The sequence below is a fragment of the Anaeromassilibacillus sp. Marseille-P3371 genome, assembly GCF_900169665.1.
Taxonomy (GTDB): domain Bacteria; phylum Bacillota; class Clostridia; order Oscillospirales; family Acutalibacteraceae; genus Anaeromassilibacillus.
Window position 1 is genome coordinate 1,156,770 of sequence record NZ_LT835157.1, and the last position, 18,139, is coordinate 1,174,908.

18 protein-coding genes are annotated in these 18,139 nt (G+C 49.1%); 15 read left to right on the top strand and 3 right to left on the bottom strand.

Translation table 11 applies throughout. The annotated features are described in order from the left end of the window. Positions 1-3: 3 nt before the first annotated feature. The 13 genes from rnc (at position 4) to B9Y59_RS03965 (ending at position 14,125) form a co-directional block, all read left to right on the top strand. Positions 4-684, top strand: a complete 681-nt coding sequence (gene rnc, locus B9Y59_RS03905; RefSeq protein WP_085531907.1) for a ribonuclease III — start codon at positions 4-6, stop codon at positions 682-684. Beyond that, a complete protein-coding gene (locus tag B9Y59_RS03910) occupies positions 681-1,706 on the top strand; it encodes an elongator complex protein 3 (RefSeq protein WP_085531909.1) in 1,026 nt (341 codons plus the stop codon). Before rnc ends, B9Y59_RS03910 begins: the two co-directional genes overlap by 4 nt. After that, complete coding sequence (smc, locus tag B9Y59_RS03915) at positions 1,697-5,275, top strand: chromosome segregation protein SMC (protein ID WP_085531911.1); 3,579 nt, start codon at positions 1,697-1,699, stop codon at positions 5,273-5,275. Before B9Y59_RS03910 ends, smc begins: the two co-directional genes overlap by 10 nt. Positions 5,276-5,321: 46 nt before the next feature. Next, complete coding sequence (ftsY, locus tag B9Y59_RS03920) at positions 5,322-6,230, top strand: signal recognition particle-docking protein FtsY (RefSeq protein WP_085531913.1); 909 nt, start codon at positions 5,322-5,324, stop codon at positions 6,228-6,230. Positions 6,231-6,243: 13 nt separating this feature from the next. Next, on the top strand, positions 6,244-6,822 hold the full coding sequence (gene rdgB / locus B9Y59_RS03925) for an RdgB/HAM1 family non-canonical purine NTP pyrophosphatase (RefSeq protein WP_085531915.1): 579 nt from the start codon (positions 6,244-6,246) through the stop codon (positions 6,820-6,822). After that, positions 6,812-7,345: a GNAT family N-acetyltransferase gene (locus B9Y59_RS03930; RefSeq protein WP_085531917.1), complete on the top strand. Its 534-nt coding sequence runs from the start codon at positions 6,812-6,814 to the stop codon at positions 7,343-7,345. Before rdgB ends, B9Y59_RS03930 begins: the two co-directional genes overlap by 11 nt. A 21-nt stretch (positions 7,346-7,366) precedes the next feature. Continuing rightward, positions 7,367-7,672 (top strand): YhbY family RNA-binding protein, encoded by a 306-nt coding sequence (locus B9Y59_RS03935; protein WP_054323663.1) that lies wholly within the window; start codon positions 7,367-7,369, stop codon positions 7,670-7,672. Between the two features lie 24 nt (positions 7,673-7,696). Beyond that, on the top strand, positions 7,697-8,299 hold the full coding sequence (gene nadD / locus B9Y59_RS03940; RefSeq protein WP_054323662.1) for a nicotinate (nicotinamide) nucleotide adenylyltransferase: 603 nt from the start codon (positions 7,697-7,699) through the stop codon (positions 8,297-8,299). A 20-nt stretch (positions 8,300-8,319) separates the two neighbouring features. Next, complete coding sequence (gene yqeK / locus B9Y59_RS03945; protein WP_085531919.1) at positions 8,320-8,892, top strand: bis(5'-nucleosyl)-tetraphosphatase (symmetrical) YqeK; 573 nt, start codon at positions 8,320-8,322, stop codon at positions 8,890-8,892. A 23-nt stretch (positions 8,893-8,915) separates the two neighbouring features. After that, positions 8,916-9,284, top strand: a complete 369-nt coding sequence (gene rsfS, locus B9Y59_RS03950; RefSeq protein ID WP_054323661.1) for a ribosome silencing factor — start codon at positions 8,916-8,918, stop codon at positions 9,282-9,284. A gap of 21 nt (positions 9,285-9,305) precedes the next feature. Then, positions 9,306-11,720: a leucine--tRNA ligase gene (gene leuS / locus B9Y59_RS03955; RefSeq protein WP_085534494.1), complete on the top strand. Its 2,415-nt coding sequence runs from the start codon at positions 9,306-9,308 to the stop codon at positions 11,718-11,720. 394 nt (positions 11,721-12,114) lie between these two features. After that, positions 12,115-12,501 carry a BlaI/MecI/CopY family transcriptional regulator gene (locus B9Y59_RS03960; RefSeq protein ID WP_054323660.1) on the top strand — a complete coding sequence of 129 codons (387 nt, stop codon included), beginning with the start codon at positions 12,115-12,117 and terminating at the stop codon, positions 12,499-12,501. Continuing rightward, positions 12,494-14,125 carry a M56 family metallopeptidase gene (locus tag B9Y59_RS03965; RefSeq protein ID WP_085531922.1) on the top strand — a complete coding sequence of 544 codons (1,632 nt, stop codon included), beginning with the start codon at positions 12,494-12,496 and terminating at the stop codon, positions 14,123-14,125. Before B9Y59_RS03960 ends, B9Y59_RS03965 begins: the two co-directional genes overlap by 8 nt. Before the next feature lie 191 nt (positions 14,126-14,316). Here B9Y59_RS03965 and B9Y59_RS03970 read toward each other — a convergent pair whose 3' ends face one another. Both B9Y59_RS03970 and B9Y59_RS03975 read right to left on the bottom strand, forming a co-directional pair. After that, positions 14,317-14,595 carry a DUF1294 domain-containing protein gene (locus B9Y59_RS03970; RefSeq protein WP_085531924.1) on the bottom strand — a complete coding sequence of 93 codons (279 nt, stop codon included), beginning with the start codon at positions 14,593-14,595 and terminating at the stop codon, positions 14,317-14,319. After that, a complete protein-coding gene (locus B9Y59_RS03975; protein ID WP_085531926.1) occupies positions 14,592-14,960 on the bottom strand; it encodes a zinc-ribbon domain-containing protein in 369 nt (122 codons plus the stop codon). Before B9Y59_RS03975 ends, B9Y59_RS03970 begins: the two co-directional genes overlap by 4 nt. A 214-nt stretch (positions 14,961-15,174) precedes the next feature. Here B9Y59_RS03975 and B9Y59_RS03980 point away from each other — a divergent pair, with 214 nt between their 5' ends. Continuing rightward, on the top strand, positions 15,175-16,467 hold the full coding sequence (locus tag B9Y59_RS03980; protein ID WP_085531928.1) for a glycoside hydrolase family 10-like protein: 1,293 nt from the start codon (positions 15,175-15,177) through the stop codon (positions 16,465-16,467). Here B9Y59_RS03980 and mtaB read toward each other — a convergent pair. Continuing rightward, positions 16,464-17,762 carry a tRNA (N(6)-L-threonylcarbamoyladenosine(37)-C(2))-methylthiotransferase MtaB gene (mtaB, locus tag B9Y59_RS03985; RefSeq protein WP_085531930.1) on the bottom strand — a complete coding sequence of 433 codons (1,299 nt, stop codon included), beginning with the start codon at positions 17,760-17,762 and terminating at the stop codon, positions 16,464-16,466. The genes B9Y59_RS03980 and mtaB overlap by 4 nt on opposite strands. 97 nt (positions 17,763-17,859) lie before the next feature. On the opposite strand from mtaB, the gene B9Y59_RS03990 reads away from it, so the two are divergent. Then, positions 17,860-18,099: an HPr family phosphocarrier protein gene (locus B9Y59_RS03990; protein ID WP_054323653.1), complete on the top strand. Its 240-nt coding sequence runs from the start codon at positions 17,860-17,862 to the stop codon at positions 18,097-18,099. Positions 18,100-18,139: the final 40 nt, after the last annotated feature.

Genomic DNA, 18,139 nt, shown 5'->3' on the forward strand with positions numbered 1-18,139 from the left:
GAGATGGACTATAGAGCATTTGAAGAAAAGTTAGGGCATCATTTTCACAATAAGAAGTATCTAGTCACAGCGTTGACCCACTCCTCCTATGCGAATGAAGCAAAAGGGAAAGAAGAAAGCAATGAGCGCTTGGAATTTTTAGGAGATTCTGTTTTAGGGTTTGTTGTGGCGGATTATTTGTTTAAAAACTACACGGAATTTCCAGAGGGCGATCTCACCAAAAACCGCGCTGCTTTGGTATGTGAAAAGGCATGCTGTGGATTTGCAAAACAGATTGATCTTGGAAATTACCTGCGGTTGAGCCATGGAGAACAGAATTCTGGCGGACGCACCCGTTCCTCCATTTTAGCGGATGCTTTCGAAGCCGTAATTGCAGCGATTTATCTGGATGCGGGGATGGAGGAAGCTCGCAGCTTTATCCTGCGCTTTGTGTTGCCCATGCTCAAAACCCAGAAGCCCAAAGCTTTTAAGGATTATAAAACCGCATTGCAGGAGATCATCCAACAGAATCCGGAAGAGCATCTGGAATATGTGCTCACAGGGGAAAGCGGTCCCGACCACGACAAGCATTTCACTGTAGAGGTACACCTCAACAGCAATGTGATTGGCAAAGGCGGCGGACGTAGTAAAAAAGAAGCGGAGCAGCAGGCTGCCCGCGAGGCATTGGAGCTGATGGGCTATTGAGACATGCCAATGTGGCGATTTTTGTACCGCACAACGGCTGCCCGCACCAGTGCAGCTTTTGTAACCAGCGGAGCATCACTGGCCAGCGGGAACAACCAACACCGGATGATGTGCGTAGAGTGGTCCAAAAAGCCAGGGAATGCCTGAACGGCGAAGAGCAGGCGGAAATTGCCTTCTTTGGGGGAAGTTTTACGGCAATCGACCGGGGATACATGGTTGCCCTTTTAGAAGCAGCCGTACCGTTTGTGCGGGAGGGGCCCTTTATGGGGATTCGGATTTCAACCCGTCCGGATGCGATTGACCGTCAAATTCTCGCCCTGTTGAGGACATACGGCGTGACCTCGATCGAACTCGGTGCACAAAGTATGGACGATTGTGTGCTTGCCTGTAACGGAAGGGGGCATACAGCCGTACAAGTGGAGGAAGCCGCCGCATGTATCCGTTCGGAAGGATTTTCTCTGGGGCTACAGATGATGACCGGTCTTTATGGCGACACGCCTGCAGGAGCAAAACAGACAGCACACAGGCTTGCGGCCTTAGAGCCCGATACGATGCGAATCTATCCGACAATTGTGATGCGCGGTACGGACTTGGAAAGGAAATATCGCGCGGGTGACTATTTGCCCATGCCGTTAGAAGATGCAGTGGACCTTTGTGCGGAACTGTTGGAGGGGTTTGAGCGCCAGGGAATTCGTGTGATTCGTTTGGGATTGCACAGTACGCCCGAACTTGAGAGAGATCGTGTAGCTGGTCCGTGGCATCCAGCCTTTCGGGAACTCTGTGAAAGCAGGCGCATCTTCAATGGCCTTTTAAGAGCGTTGGAAGAAAATCGTATTTACAATGCAACTATTAAAATCAAAGTAAATCCAAAATGGCGATCAAAAGTTGTCGGCCAAAAACGCGCAAATGTAATGGAGTTGTTTAAAAGAGGGTATACCGCTTATGTGGTGGAGGACCCCACCGTGTTGGAAAATCAATTGGTTATTGCCTCTTCGAAGAAGGATGTGACAGTTTGCTTTTAAAATCGTTGGAAATACAAGGATTTAAGACGTTTCCGGATAAAACGACCCTTCGGTTCGACCGCGGTATCACGGCGGTGGTGGGGCCGAATGGAAGCGGCAAAAGCAATATCAGCGATGCGGTAAGATGGGTGCTGGGAGAGCAATCCACCCGTACTCTGCGTTGTACCCGGATGGAAGACGTGATCTTCAACGGGACGCCAGCGAGAAAGCCCCAGGGGTTTGCCGAAGTGACGCTCACCATTGACAACGCCGACCGGCGTTTGGACTTTGACAGCGATACAGTAGCGGTGACGCGCCGGTATTACCGCTCCGGCGATAGCGAATATCTCATCAATAAAGTGGCTGTTCGTCTGCGCGATATCAATGAACTGTTCATGGATACCGGTTTGGGCCGTGATGGATATTCGATAATTGGGCAAGGGAAGATCGATAGCATCGTCGGCGCACGCAGTGAAGATCGGCGTGAAATCTTTGAAGAAGCAGCGGGTATTTCCCGCTTTCGCTATCGAAAAGAAGAATCCGAACGCCGTCTGAATCAGGCGGAGGAAAATCTGTTGCGCCTGCGGGACATTCTCGCCGAACTGGAAGACCGTGTTGGGCCTTTGAAGGAGCAAGCTGAAAAGGCGCAGCGTTATTTGGAATTTGCCTCTGAAAAACGTACACTCGAAATTGGCCTGTGGCTCAATACACTGGAACGTTCCGGACATGTCCTTCGGGAACACGACGACCGGATTGTGATTGCCAAAAGCCACTATGACGAATTGGAGACACAGCTGGCAGCGATTGAGCAGCAAATCGAGGAAAATTTTACGCAGGCAAATGCCTGTACTGCGCGCGTGGACGAGGCCCGTCAAGAGGCTGCACACTTGGAAGAAGCAGCTGTTGCCAAAGATGGGGAGGCTTCCGTCCTTGCAAACGACATTTTACATAACCGCGAGAATATTGCCCGCATAGAACGAGAGATTGCGCAGTCCGACCAGTCTGGCAAGGACATGGAGGAGGAGATCGCGCGAAAAAATGCGGAAATTGCGGAAAAGACTGCGTTTATTGAGGCAAAAGAGGCGGAGAGCGCTGCCTGTACGAAGCGGTTGGAAGAGATCCGCAAAGGAATGGGAGAGACGGCGGCAAAAATCGACGACTATTCCCGACAGATTCGTGCATTGTCCGCAGAATCGACACAACAAAAGTTGGCTTCCATGACAGCTGCGTCGACCATTGCGGAGATTCAGCTGCGGATGCAAACCGTCGACCAAACGCTTGCGGAAAAGCACGAACGTGCAGAGGCGTTAGAGCAAAGTGATGCGGATTTTACAAAGATGCTGGCGGATAGCCAGGAGCGCATACAAGCGCTCTCCAATGCGGTAAAAGGTTATGAACTGCGGCTCAATTCCCGCCGGCAACGCGCTGAAACGGCCAAACAGCAGAGTGAAAAGCTCAATTTAGATGCCAATGAATGTGCGCGCCGTGCACGCCTGTTGGAGGATTTGGAGCGCAATTTGGAAGGTTTTTCCCAGAGCGTCAAACTTGTGATGAAAGAGGCAAAGCATGGGACGCTTCCGGGAATTCATGGGCCGGTTTCCCGCCTAATTAAAGTGCCACGTGAATATGCGGTGGCAATTGAAACCGCTTTGGGCCCGGCCATGCAAAATGTCGTGGTGGGCAGCGAGCAGGATGCAAAGCGCGCCATCGGCTTTTTGAAACAGAGAGACGGCGGACGTGCGACCTTTCTGCCGCTATCCAATATCCATGGGAATGTGCTCAACGAACCGGGGGTGGAGGATTGTCCAGGCGTAGTTGGAATTGCAGGAAAGCTTTGTACCTGTGACGAGCAATACAATGGGATTTTGCATTCCCTCCTGGGGAGGATTGTAGTGGCTGAAGATTTGGATGCTGCCACTGCGGTTGCCCGGCGCTATCGTTACCGTTTCCGCATCGTTACCTTGGATGGCCAGGTAGTCAATACAGGCGGTTCCTTGACAGGCGGTTCTTTGGCCCGAAATTCCGGTCTGTTGAGCCGCGCTTCGGACATTGAACGGATTCGTGCGCAAGCAGATCAGCTCCGTGAAAAAGCGGAGGAGGCCGCTGCTGCTTTGCGCTCTGCCAATGAGGAGGCCAGCGCAGCGGAGGCGGCTCTTGCCGGTGCGCGTGGGGAGTTGGCAACGGCACAGGAAGAGCGCATTCGCATAGAAGCAGAGCATGACCGTGCAAAGGCGGACCGGCAAACGATTGCGGCAGACCTTGCATCCTTAGCGCAGGAAAAAGCGGTTGCTTCAGAACGTCTGGAGGAACAGCGCGCTGTGCAAAAGCAGGCAGAGCAAAAGTTGGAAGAAATGACGATCGAGATTTCCGTGTTACAGGGAAAGATGAACGAGGTCAGTTCCAGCCGCAGTGAACAAAACCAAATCTGTGATGCTCTGTCCGTTGACGTGCAGGAGTTGCGCATTGAAAGCCTTTCTGCGCAAAAGGACATTGAATCCCTGCGTGCTGCAATTGCAGACATCGAGCGCAGAAAGGAAGACCGTGTGGGTCACGTGGAGGCATTGCGCCAAGAAATGCAGCGGGTTTATGCTTCTATTGCCAGCTTGCAAGAGCGTATCGAGGACTTGAAACAAGAGGCGGCCTCTCTCCGGGAACAGGCAAAGGCCTCCATCGCTCGAATCGAAGAGCTCAATGCGCAAAGAATGGCCTTTGAAAAAACGTCCGCGGAGTTGCGCGCCAAAGAGCGTGAACAGTCTGGCGCGCGGGAGAATGTTGGCCATGAATTGGCCCGTTTAGAGGAACGAAAGGCAAGCCTGCAAAAGGAATACGATGAAATTATTAGCCGCTTGTGGGAAGAATACGAATTGACCCGGCGGGAGGCAGAAGAAATCGCTGGACCCATTGATGATGAGGGGCAAGCGCAAAAGCGTTTGAATGAATTAAAGGGGAAGATCAAGTCTCTGGGAACCGTCAATGTAGCGGCTGTGGAAGAGTACAAAGAGGTTAGCGAACGATATGCATTCCTGAATTCGCAAGTAGAGGATGTTGAGCAAAGCCGTGACGAGTTGAAGCGTTTAATCGGGGATCTTACCCGTCAGATGCGGGATCTCTTTATAGAACGGTTTCAACAGATCAACACGAACTTTTTGCAGACCTTCAAGGAATTATTCGGAGGTGGAACGGCGGGCCTCTCCCTGACCGATCCGGAGGATATTCTCCGGTCCGGCATAGAGATTTCGGTTCAGCCTCCCGGAAAAATTGTCACCCATTTGGAACTCTTATCCGGCGGGGAAAAAGCGTTGGTGGCGATTGCGCTCTATTTTGCGATTATGAAGGTGAGTCCTCCTCCGTTTTGTATGCTGGATGAGATTGAGGCTGCATTGGACGATGTCAATGTCGACCGTTTTGCGGCCTATCTACGGCGTATGACGGACAATACGCAGTTTATTGTCATCACACACCGCCGCGGAAGTATGGAAGAAGCGGATGTTTTGTATGGCGTTACCATGCAGGATGAGGGTGTGTCGAAGCTCTTGGAGTTGCGTGCGAGTGAAATTGAACAAAAACTGGGGATGGATGCTGCAAAGTAAGCAGTTGACGTCCTTTGAATTTTTCAGATAGGCAGGTGTAATCATCATGGGTTTGTTTTCAAAAATTAAAGAAGGCTTAAAAAAGACCAGGGAAAGCTTTAGCGCATCTTTGGATACGATGCTTGGCTCTTATACAGAAATCGATGAATCTCTCTTTGAACAGCTGGAAGAGTTGCTTGTCATGGCCGACACGGGCGTTCCAACAGCGGAACGTATCTGTGATGAGGTCAAGAAGCGCGTCAAGGAACAGAGGATTACCGATCCAACGCAAATTTTTGAGATGCTGCGGACGACGGTGGCAGAGATGATTGCCGGAGATGAGGAGCTGCATGTCCACACAAAACCTTCGGTGATTTTGGTAATTGGCGTAAACGGCGTGGGAAAAACCACCACAATTGGAAAGATTGCTTCTCGCCTGCGCCAAGAACGAAAACACGTTCTCTTGGCAGCTGCGGACACCTTCCGTGCAGCGGCAATTGAGCAATTGGAGGTCTGGGCAGATCGCAGTGGCAGCGACATTGTGAAGCATCCGGAGGGTTCGGACCCGGCGTCCGTGGTGTATGATGCAATTGCAGCGGCCAAGGCCCGTGGTACGGATGTGGTGATTTGTGATACAGCAGGGCGTCTGCACAATAAGAAAAATTTGATGGATGAATTGGCAAAAATCAACCGCATTATCGACCGTGAGTTGCCTGATGCGGACAAGGAAGTTTTATTGGTTTTGGATGCAACAACCGGCCAGAATGCCGTCAACCAGGCGCGAGAATTCCAAAACGTCGCCAACCTCACCGGGATTGTGCTCACCAAGCTGGACGGTACCGCGCGCGGCGGTGTTGTATTGGCCATTCGTGAGGAGCTCAAGTTGCCGGTGAAGTTTATCGGTGTGGGCGAACAGGTGGATGATTTGCAGCCATTTGATGCAAGAGCGTTTTCAGAAGCTTTGTTTACACGATAAGGAGGGGCGGCTTGTGAAATATGTAATGGCGACGCACAATCCCAACAAATTGTTGGAGTTGCAGCGAATTTTGGAACCCCTGCATATTGAGGTAACAACAGCCGATTTGCAGGATGTGGAGGAAACCGGCGAGACTTTTGCAGAAAATGCATTTTTGAAGGCAAAGGCAGCCTGTGACCAGACCGGCCTTCCAGCCGTGGCGGATGATTCCGGGCTAGAGGTAGACGCCCTGCATGGAGCGCCGGGAGTGTACTCCGCACGCTATGCCGGACCGGATGCTACGGATGCACAGCGAATGGAGAAGTTGCTGGGGGAGTTGGAAGGGATTCCTGCCGGACAGCGAACAGCGCGATTTGTCAGTGCTATCTGTGTGGTTTATCCGGATGGAAAACGGATCGATGTAGAGGGAACCTGCGAGGGGAGCGTGGCTTTTGCGCCGCGCGGTACGGACGGTTTTGGCTATGATCCGATTTTCCTTGTGGGAGAGAAAACATATGCGGAGTTGACACCAGCGGAAAAGGATGCGGTCAGTCACCGTGGAAAGGCGCTGCGGGAACTAGCTGTACGATTGGAGACGCACCATGGCATTTGAATATTCTATCCTCAAGGCCACACAGGAAGACCTGGAACATGTGGCAGAACTATACGATGCGATTTGCAATTATTTGGAATCGACATACAACTATCCCGGCTGGAAACGTGGAGAATATCCTGCGCGGTGGACGGCGGAAGAAGGCCTAAAAAATGGTGAGCTTTATATCTGCACCGATGGGGAAGCCGTTTTAGGAACCTGTATTCTCAATGGTGTACAGCCCGATGGGTATCAGGACATTTGTTGGCAAGAAGGGATTGCGCCCAATGAAGTATTGGTGGTGCACACCTTGGCCGTACATCCGGCTCATTTGCGCAAGGGAGTCTCCGGGCAGCTGCTGCGATTTGCGGAACAGTATGCGCGTGAGCATGGAAAACACAGCATCCGGTTGGACGTATATGAGCGGAATATCCCCGGCGTACAGTTATATGAACAGAACGGATATAGGGTAGCGGGAAAAACAGATTTACATCAGGGGAACAATGGCCCGCAGATTTCCCGTTGTTACGAAAAGATTGTATAAAAGGAAAAAGGAGAACCCGATATGTTGACCAGTAAACAGCGCGCTTATCTCCGCTCGTTGGCAGTGGACATCGATACGATTGTAATGGTAGGTAAGTCAGGGATGAGCCCGGAACTGACTAAGCAGGCGGATGATGCCCTGACAGCAAGAGAACTCATCAAAGGGAAAGTACTTGAAACGGCTCCTGTGTCTTCGCGCGAAGCAGCAGAAGAGATTGCCGCAGAGGTACACGCCGACGTGGTACAGGTGATTGGCTCAAAGTTTGTTTTGTACCGTAAAAATGAAAAGGAACCGAAAATCACTCTTCCCAAACCGGCAAAAAAGTAATAAAATAGTGAGGAATAGAGCAGCATGAACCGGATTGCGATATTTGGCGGTACCTTTAACCCTATTCACAACGGCCACCTGCATATTGCACAGCAATTTGAAAAGCAATTGCATGTGCAGCGGCTGCTGTTTATTCCGACCTTTGTGCCTCCGCATAAGCAGATATCCGATTTAGCGCCGGCTGAGGATCGACTGGAAATGTGCCGTTTGGCCTGTTTAGGGACATCCTATGAGGTGAGCGACTTAGAAATCCGTCGTGGTGGGCCGAGCTATACAGCGGATACGCTCGCGGAGTTAAAACAGAATAACCCTGGGACAGAGCTCTATTTTATCACAGGGGAGGATATGTTTCTCACATTGGAGCAATGGTATCAGCCGGAGTTGATCTATTCATTGGCGACTATCTGTGCGGCGCCGCGCAGTACGGATGGAGTGGATAAGCTTCATGCATATGCAAAGCGGCTTGCTGCGCATGGAGCGAGGGTGATTTTGCAGAATATCGATTATTTGCCGGTTTCCTCGACGATGGTCCGCGATGCGGTGCGTCAGGGGCGATCGATTGATGCGCTGGTCCCACCGAGGGTAGCACATTATATCCAGGAAAACGGCCTGTACCAGCGAAACTGAATCGAAAAGGAAGCGGTAAAATGAGCCATAAGGATTATAAAGCGGTCATCAAACCGTTTTTAAGTGAAAAGCGTTATCGCCATTCTTTGGCAGTTGCAGAAGAAGCGGTACACTTGGCAAAAAAATATGGGGCGGATGAGGAGAAAGCCTATACAGCGGGAATTCTGCACGACATCATGAAAGATATGGACCCAGAAGAACAGCTCAAGCGTATGACACGGTACGACATCATACTGACCGAGGTCGAGCGCAGCGGCCAGAAGCTTTGGCATGCCATGCTGGGAGCAGCCTATGTGGAGAATGAGCTGCACATCGACGACCCGGAGATTTTAAACGCCATTCGGTATCATACCACTGGCCGCGCCCATATGACGTTGTTAGAAAAGGTACTGTTTGTGGCTGATTTTACCTCTTCTGACCGGGACTATCCCGGCGTGGAGGACATTCGCAAAGCGGCCCGAAAGAGTTTGCTGGAGGCCATGCTGTCCGGCATGACTTATACCATCCAGGACTTGACGGAACGCCGTTTAGCAATTCATCCGGATACCATCGCTGCTTACAACGAGGCAGTGCTGGAAGCCCGGGCTATTTAACGCCGATTAAAGGGGAGAAGGATATGACATCATTGGAATTGGCCAAGGCGGCCGTTCAGATACTGGACAAGAAAAAGGGAATGGATCTCAAGCTGATTGGAATTCGGGATATTTCGGTTTTGGCAGACTACTTCGTGATTGCCACTGGTACAAGTAGCACCCACGTAAAGGCGCTGGCAGATGAAGTGGAATTTCAGTTGAAAGAGCAATATGGGGTTTCGACCGAGCACACAGAGGGCTATCGTTCCAATTCCTGGATTCTGTTGGATTACGGCAATGTGATCGTCCATGTCTTTACAGAGGAATCCCGTGCGTTCTACGATTTGGATCGTTTGTGGCAGGACGGCGAAATCGTAGATATTCAGGAGATCCTGAAGGCAAATGAAGAATAAATTTTGGGAGCGAAACAGATCATGAACAAATACGACCATAAGCCAATTGAGAAGAAGTGGCAGGACAAATGGGAAGAGGCGGGAGTTTTCCACGCTTCCAATACGGATACACATAAACCCAAGTATTATGCGTTGATCGAATTCCCATATCCGTCCGGGCAAGGACTTCATGTGGGACATCCGCGTTCTTATACCGCGTTGGATATTGTGTCGCGCAAGCGTCGCTTGCAGGGCTACAATGTTCTGTATCCGATCGGCTGGGATGCGTTTGGCCTGCCGACGGAGAATTATGCGATTAAGAATCACGTTCATCCGGCTATTGTAACGGAAAAGAACATTGCGCGGTTTAAGCAGCAGCTTCAGTCGCTCGGAATTTCGTTTGACTGGTCCCGCGAGATCAATACGACGGACCCGGATTATTACAAGTGGACACAGTGGATTTTTCTCCAGCTTTTCAAGCATGGATTGGCCTATAAAAAGGAAATGTCCGTCAACTGGTGTACCTCCTGCAAATGTGTATTGGCCAACGAAGAGGTGGTTGAGGGCGTCTGCGAGCGCTGTGGCAGCGAAGTGGTGCACAAGGTAAAATCCCAGTGGATGTTGAAAATCACAGAGTATGCACAGCGTTTGATCGACGACCTGGAACTCGTCGACTATCCGGAGCGCGTCAAGGCACAGCAGCGCAATTGGATTGGGCGCTCTACAGGCGCAGAGGTGGACTTTTCCACCACGGCTGGTGATAGACTGACCATCTACACGACACGCCCGGATACGCTTTACGGGGCAACTTATATGGTGATTTCTCCGGAACATCCGCTGATTGAGAAATGGGCGGACCGGATTCAAAATATGGAAGAGGTCCGCGCTTATCAGGCGGAGGCTGCTAAAAAGTCTGACTTTGAGCGAACCGAGGTCGCCAAGGAGAAGACGGGCGTACGTCTGGATGGCGTCATGGCGATCAATCCGGTCAATGAAAAGGAGATCCCGATCTTTATCTCCGATTATGTACTTGTCTCTTACGGCACGGGCGCGATTATGGCCGTACCGGGACACGATACCCGCGACTGGGATTTTGCCAAGAAATTTGGCCTGCCGATCATCGAGGTGGTCAAGGGCGGCGACGTGGAAAAGGAAGCCTTCACAGACTGCGCCACCGGTATCATGGTCAATTCTGGCATTCTGGATGGCCTGACCGTCGAAGAGGCCAAGAAAAAGATCATTGCTTTTTTGGAGGAAAAGGGTATTGGCCATGCAAAGGTCAACTTCAAGCTGCGCGACTGGGTATTCTCCCGCCAGCGCTATTGGGGCGAGCCCATCCCGATTGTATATTGCGAGAAGTGCGGCTATGTACCACTGCCGGAGAGCGAGCTTCCTCTGCGCCTGCCGGACGTAAAATCCTATGAGCCGACGGACAACGGCGAATCCCCGCTGGCCCATATGACGGACTGGGTGAACACAACCTGCCCGCATTGCGGCGGCCCGGCCAAACGCGAGACGGACACAATGCCGCAGTGGGCGGGGTCTTCCTGGTATTTCTTACGGTATATGGACCCGCATAACGACCAGGCATTGGCCAGCCCGGAGGCACTCCGGTACTGGTCCCCGGTTGACTGGTACAACGGCGGAATGGAACATACGACTTTGCACCTGCTGTACAGCCGTTTCTGGCACAAGTTCCTCTACGACATCAAGGTAGTCCCGACGCCGGAACCGTATGCCAAGCGCACCAGCCACGGGATGATTCTCGGGGAAAACGGAGAGAAAATGAGTAAGAGCCGTGGCAATGTAGTCAATCCGGACGATATTGTAAATGAATATGGCGCGGATACGATGCGTCTCTATGAGATGTTTATCGGTGACTTTGAAAAAGCAGCTCCGTGGAGTACGTCCAGTATCAAAGGATGCCGCCGCTTTATCGAGCGCTATTGGAACTTGCAGGGCGTTGTCTGTGATGGAGAGGGAATTCGGGTGAAGATGGAAACGCCTTTCCATCGTACGATCAAGAAAGTCAGCGAGGACATTGAAAACCTGAAGTTTAACACCGCAATTGCGGCGTTGATGAGTTTGCTCAACGACATTGCGGCAGAGGGTTCCATCACCCGCGAGGAGCTGCGTATCTTTACGTTGTTATTGAATCCTTTCGCACCGCATGTAACCGAAGAAGTCTGGAATGCCATGAATTTTGGCGGTATGGTTTGCGAGCAGGAATGGCCAGCCTATGACGAAGCGAAATGTACGGAGGATACGGTCGAGATTGCAGTGCAGATCAATGGCAAGGTGCGTGCGCGTTTGCGTATTGCCGCGGATTTGGCAAAATACGATGTGTTTGCAGCGGTCAAGGCAGACGAGAAGGTGGCGGCTGAGATTGCCGGGAAAAATATCGTCAAGGAAATCTATGTGCCGGGCAAGCTGGTCAACATTGTAGCGAAGGGCTAATTGGACGATTTAGAATAATTGCGACTCTGTGTGGAGCATTCCATACAGAGTCGTTTTGTATTGTGGAACCGTATAAAGGAACTTGACAAAAGAATAAAATAGCTGAAAACCAGGTGTCAACTTACGTTAAAAACGCCGCTATTGGAGACGATAGGCGGCGTTTTTGCGTACAAGCGAGATACAGACTCGCGTCGGCTCATTTCGTGCGCTTCTGAATATTTTTGCCCGGAAGGAATGGGCTAGCGCAGGTTTTCAAAACCGTGAGCATATAACGCTTGTCCAGTTTACTGGTTAGCGAAAGGACAAAAAACCGTACGAGAAAGACGTTGACAAATATATAAGACAGATGTATTATATAATTAATAATACATCTGTCTTATTGGAGGTGAAAATTTTGGAGACAAGGGTTGATAAAATCTCAGATACGGAGGCGGAAATTATGAAAGTGGTTTGGAACAAGGGGGGACCTACCACATACGCTGAAATCCGCTCTGCGTTGAGCGTGAAGTTTGATATAGGAAATCAGAGTATCCAGACATTACTAAAACGTCTGGTTCAGAAAAAAGTTTTGAAGCAGGAAAAGCGTGAGGTATATTACTATTCTACACTTGTTTCAGAAGCCGATTATGTAAAATCTAAGACTATGGCACTGCTCGAAAAAGTCTTTGATGGCGACGCAAAGGGCTTGTTATCTGCCCTCGTTAGTTATAAGGAAGTTACCCCGGAAGATTTGGAGGACTTATATAGGTTTTGGCAGAAAGGCAGGGAGATAGATGAATGAGATATTTTTAATAATCCTTTCCCTTTCCATATCCGGCTCTTTAATAGCATTACTCTTACTTTTGCTAAGGCCAATTATTAAAGATCGTTTGAGTAAAACATGGCAGTATTATATTTTTTTGATTGTAATTATTCGGCTTTTGCTTCCATTTGGGCCAGAATTTAGCCTAATGGGAATGATTTTTAATCAGTTTGAAAGCCATATAACAACAACCGATGTCCCTACGTCTGCTTCAGATACGGTTCATTTTTTACGGTTGCCGGACGAAACACCAGAAGAGCAAACAAATAATGAGTCTGTTTCCATGGTAACTGCTCAGGAAGATAGAAAAGAAACACTGTTAGGATGGTGGTGGATTGCGTGGCTCGTTCCTGCCATTTTACTGTTGATCCGGAAGTTGGTCCGTTATTATCGCCAGACACGTTTTATCAAAAATAGTTCGGGTTTAATTGATGATATTCACTTGCTCAATATGTATCGCGAAACTTGCAAAATAATGGGTATCAAACACGCACCAAGCCTCGCAAAAAATGAACGGGTGCCCGCTCCTATGATTGTCGGAATCGTTCAGCCGATGGTTATTCTGCCAGGCACAAGCCTAAAAGACACGGATATAAGACTTGTTATGCAACATGAGCTAACCCATTATAAACGGTTGGATATTGTGTATAAATGGCTTGTACAGATTGCACTTTGTATCCATTGGTTTAACCCTGTTGTATATTGGGTCAGTCGTGAGATTAACCGCAACTGCGAGTTATCTTGCGACGAAGCGGTTATTAAGTGTCTAGACAAAAAAAGTAGGTTTGATTACGGAGATATGTTGCTTAACGCAATCAAGATTGACAAAATGCCGTCCCATACAACAGTCTCCCTTCTGTTGAGCGATGATGCAAAACGAATCAAAGAAAGATTAAAAGCGATCATGACATATAAAAAACAGTCGCACAAATTGGTTATGGTTTCTGTGTTATTGGCAGTCTGTTTGCTTTTTGGTGCCGTTTGTGTAGGCTCATATACATCATCGGCGCCTAATTCTGTGCAACAAATACCGACTGATGTCGTTACCCCTAGTGCCAACAACATTACCGGAACACAGACTCAGACAACTCCTTTAGAAGTAGCGAAAAACCCAGCAATCATTGAGGAAATGGAAATGCGGTATTATGAGGACGACGATCCGGACGGTAGATGGCCTTATCTCCACTGGATCATTACCAACAATTCAGATAAGACAATAACCGATTACGAAATGGCCTGTCTTGCATATGACAAAGACGGAAATCCATTAGAACTTATTTGGCAACAAATTGCATTGACAGATGGAAACAAGGTTACTGGATTTACATCTCAAAGTGACGAATCATATGAATGGATCATTACAGAAGCGGAAAAACCATTACTACCGGGTGAAAAAGAAGATTTGAATGGTGGCTGGTCTTTATGGGATGGATGGAACCAGTCGGACGGATCCCATGAAGTAGCTTATGTGCTGGCGTGTATGAAGCAAATCACCTTTGATGACGGGACTGTATGGGAAAACCCGGAGTATCAGAATTGGTTGTCAACATATAAGGCACAAAGTATAGCGCCGGAAATCCTTCATACTTTTTATGGTGCATAATATTCCCATTGGTGATCTCAATGAAAGCGGTGGTTTTATTGGGCACCGCGATTGTACTGTTAATCAAGCGAATCGATAAGATAAAATGAGCCATTGGACGTCGAAAGAACATCGGCGTCCAATGGCTCTATTTTGGCAATTATCAATTATAAAGAGGATTGTTCATGATTTCTGCTACAAAGACGTTCACTTCAATAAAAAGGGACATATCGAATGACTAGAAAAAATATTACCAATTGCCCCACAAAGATCGCCGGAATTCCCCACATGAATTTGCGGTGTTGCGTCTTATGATGGATCAAACGCATGGTTATATACATTCCCAGGGAACCGCCGAGGATGGATACCCACAAAAGCGTCGCTTCTGGGACACGCCAATGATGTTGTTGGGCAGCGTGTTTGTCGCGGATTGTCAAAATGATAGCAATCAAATTGATGAAAACCAAATAGCATATAAAACCATATCTCATGGCTTTCCTCCTAAAAAAGTGCCACACTGGGGGCAGTACCGGCTGTTCCACTCCACATTGCATCCACAGTACGGACAACAATGCCGCCCATTTTGCCGCACAAAACGAAGTGTAGTAGGATCTGCCTGGGCATGTGGTTCCCGCTCTAGGCGCCGCCCTTCCTCCTTCGAAAGCTCATAGATGGAGCCACAATAGGGACAGGTCAAAAAATATCGCCTTCGAAATCGAAACAGCGGGATGAAAAAAAGTGTGAACTGATGGAAACTACAGGTGAGAATAGCCCGTACAGTTCCACAGCAGGGAAGTGTACAACACCGAATACCGAGATCGCGCAAACCGCTGACAACACCAAAAATAAAAAACATCCGCCACACCTCTTTTTCACCGCGCAAAATGCTATAGCTGTATCCTACATGATTTGCGCGTTTCTGTCAAACGCTTTGGAGTACAATGAAAATCGGAAGCGGTAGACCCCTTTCGGATGCGCCTCTGATTTTTATTCCTGCCTTTAATGATGAGGACTACACAATCCGGCAAGTTGTGCATCCGAACCTTTAAAAGAGAAAGGATGAACAATCGATGGTAATCAAGCTCTTTCACCGCCATAGCCTACTGGTGTGCATTGGACTTTTGGCAGGGGTTGTAGCTCTTTGCATGGCGGTCAACTTTTTTGGCAAAAAGGAGGATGTTCCAGCACAATCCCCTATGGGGCAGTCAAGTCATGTTTCAGACCTTCAAGAGACTTCCTCTTCATCAGAAATCCCAGTAGAGCCCGCCTCAAAAGATGAAATGCGTGCAGTATGGGTTCCTTATATGAGCTTGGATATGAGCAAAGAGGTGGACAAAAGCGCCCAAGCCTTTCAAAAAAAATTTGACGCCATTGTAGAAGAAGCAAAACAGTGTGGAATGAATGCACTGGTTGTCCATGTGCGTCCATTTGGAGACGCCTTGTATCCATCGCAATATTATCCATGGTCACATATTGTAGGCGGCACCCAGGGGAGGGACCCCGGTTATGATCCATTGGAATACATGGTGGAAGCTACACACAAGGCCGGGATGGAATTCCACGCGTGGCTCAACCCGATGCGTATTCAGTCCGGCGGAGATACTCCTTCGACGTTAGCTGAGAACAACAACTACAATGTTTGGCAAGGGGATTCCAGTAAAGCAGGCTGGACAGTTCAAACGGCATCGGGTAAATATTACAACCCTGCTTATCCAGAAGTCCGAAAACTGGTGGCAGATGGTGCAAAGGAGATTGTAGAACATTACGATGTCGATGGCATTCAGTTTGATGACTACTTCTATCCCTCAGAGGACCCAGCATTTGATGAAACAGCGTATAATGCTTATGTGGAATCCGTCTCCACTGGTGGAAAACCCCTGTCTCTGTTGGAATGGCGTCGGGCAAATGTGAATGCAATGGTATCCCTTACATATAGTGAAATCAAGGGAGTAAATCCGGACGTACAGTTTGGAATCTCACCGCAGGCCAATGTTTCAAATGATCTGAAAATGGGCGCGGACGTAGAAGCCTGGTGTTCGGTGCGCGGGTATGTGGATTATATCTGCCCGCAACTTTATGTCAATTTTGAGAATCCCGTACTTCCGTACGATGTAGCCGCAGAGCAATGGCGCGAGATGACAACCGCTTCCAATGTAAAATTGTATTTTGGATTGGCAGTGTATAAAGCTGGTTCAGATGCGGACGAAGGGACATGGAAAAAAGCGGACAATATCCTGGCACAGCAGGTTTCTCTAGGGCGCCAAGTGGAGTGCGATGGATTTATGTTCTATAGCTGGGAATATTTGAATCACGATCAGACCAAAGAAGAGGTTGAAAATGTCATGAAACAATTCGCCGGTTAAATCCCCTCAGTAAGCTTTCCATAACAACAGTCCCGATCGGCTTCGGTCAACCGGACGGGGAGAATTTGGCCTCGAAGATCTTTTGCGCTGGAAACCCTGACTGGAGTATAGTTGGCGGTGTAACCATCGTAGACATTTACAGCGGTCTCCTGTTCGAAAAGCACGGGTGCGATGCATCCCAACTGCTTCTCGAAAAAGGCTTCTTTCGTTTGCTGGGTGACAGCAATCATTTGCCGGCTGCGTTCTTCCTTAACTCGTTGCGTGATTTGATGGGGCGCATCGTTGGCCCTTGTGCCGGGACGCCGCGAGTAGGCGAATACATGCGCCTTTGCAAAACCGATTTCCCTTGCAAAGGCCAGGGACTGGGAAAATTCTTCCTCCGTTTCCCCGGGAAAACCAACCATAATGTCCGTTGTAATGGAACAATCGGGAAAAGCTGCCCGCAAATTTTGCACGATCGTTCGATATTCCGCTGTGGTGTAGTGGCGATTCATGCGTCGAAGGGTGGCATCACAGCCGCTTTGTAGGGAGAGATGAAACTGTGGGCAAAGTTTTTTCTGTTTGGCCAGGCGGGCGATTACGTCCGCACTGAGTTGCTCCGGTTCAAGGGAACCAAGGCGTACCCGTGCAATTCCATCCGGCTCGCATGCAGTTTCTACAGCATCGCAGAGATGCAATCCCAATTCCTGTCCGTAAGCGGAAAGATTGATGCCGGTTAAAACAATCTCCCGGTATCCGTTGGCAGCGATTTGGGCAACCTCTTCACGCAGTTCTTCCAAGGGTTTGGAACGTACTCGGCCACGAGCATAAGGAATAATACAATAGGAGCAAAAACGATTGCATCCATCTTCGATTTTAATAAATGCACGGGTACGTTCAAAGAAATGCTCGACCTGCATTTTTTCAAAGGTTGCGGTGTTTTCATGCGGAACAATATCCACAATGCGCTGACGCGAAGAGAGATATTGTAGAATATCTGGAACCAGTGCATGGCGGTTGGAATTCCCAAGAACAACGTCCGCATCGGTCAGCTGCGCAGCTAGCTCTGGAAAAGCCTGCGGCATACAGCCAGTCAGTACGATCACTGCGTTGGGATTTCCGCGCCGAGTGCGGTGTAGCGTTTGGCGAACCTTGTGATCGCTCGTCGAAGTGACTGTACAAGAGTTGATGAGCACAACATCGCTTTCTACTGTACTGTCGCATGCAGTAAAGCCAGCGCTGGCCAGCTGTTCCAACATAGCCTGCGATTCATATTGATTTACTTTACATCCCAGGGTGATGACGCTTACTTTCATTTTATCGCTCCTAAAAATTTACAAATTTTGTATTGACCGATCGGTATGTGTGCGATATGATGGAAAAATAGAGAATAAAAGAATGGAGGTTTTTGCGATGAAGCAGATACAAGTGATGCTGACCAGCATCGAAGAAGTCAAGAATTTTGTTTCCCTAACCAACAAATACCCGTTTCCTATCCAGATGACAACGGAAAAATATAAGATTGATGCAAAGTCCATTATGGGAGTGTTTAGTCTGGATCTTTCCAAACCGATCAACATTGTCGTGGAAAGCGATGCGCCGGAGGCACAGGACTTCTTGACACAGGCGGCACAGTTCCAGGCGCATTCTTAAAGGATATTGAAAAGCTCAGCCAACCGGCTGAGCTTTTTCT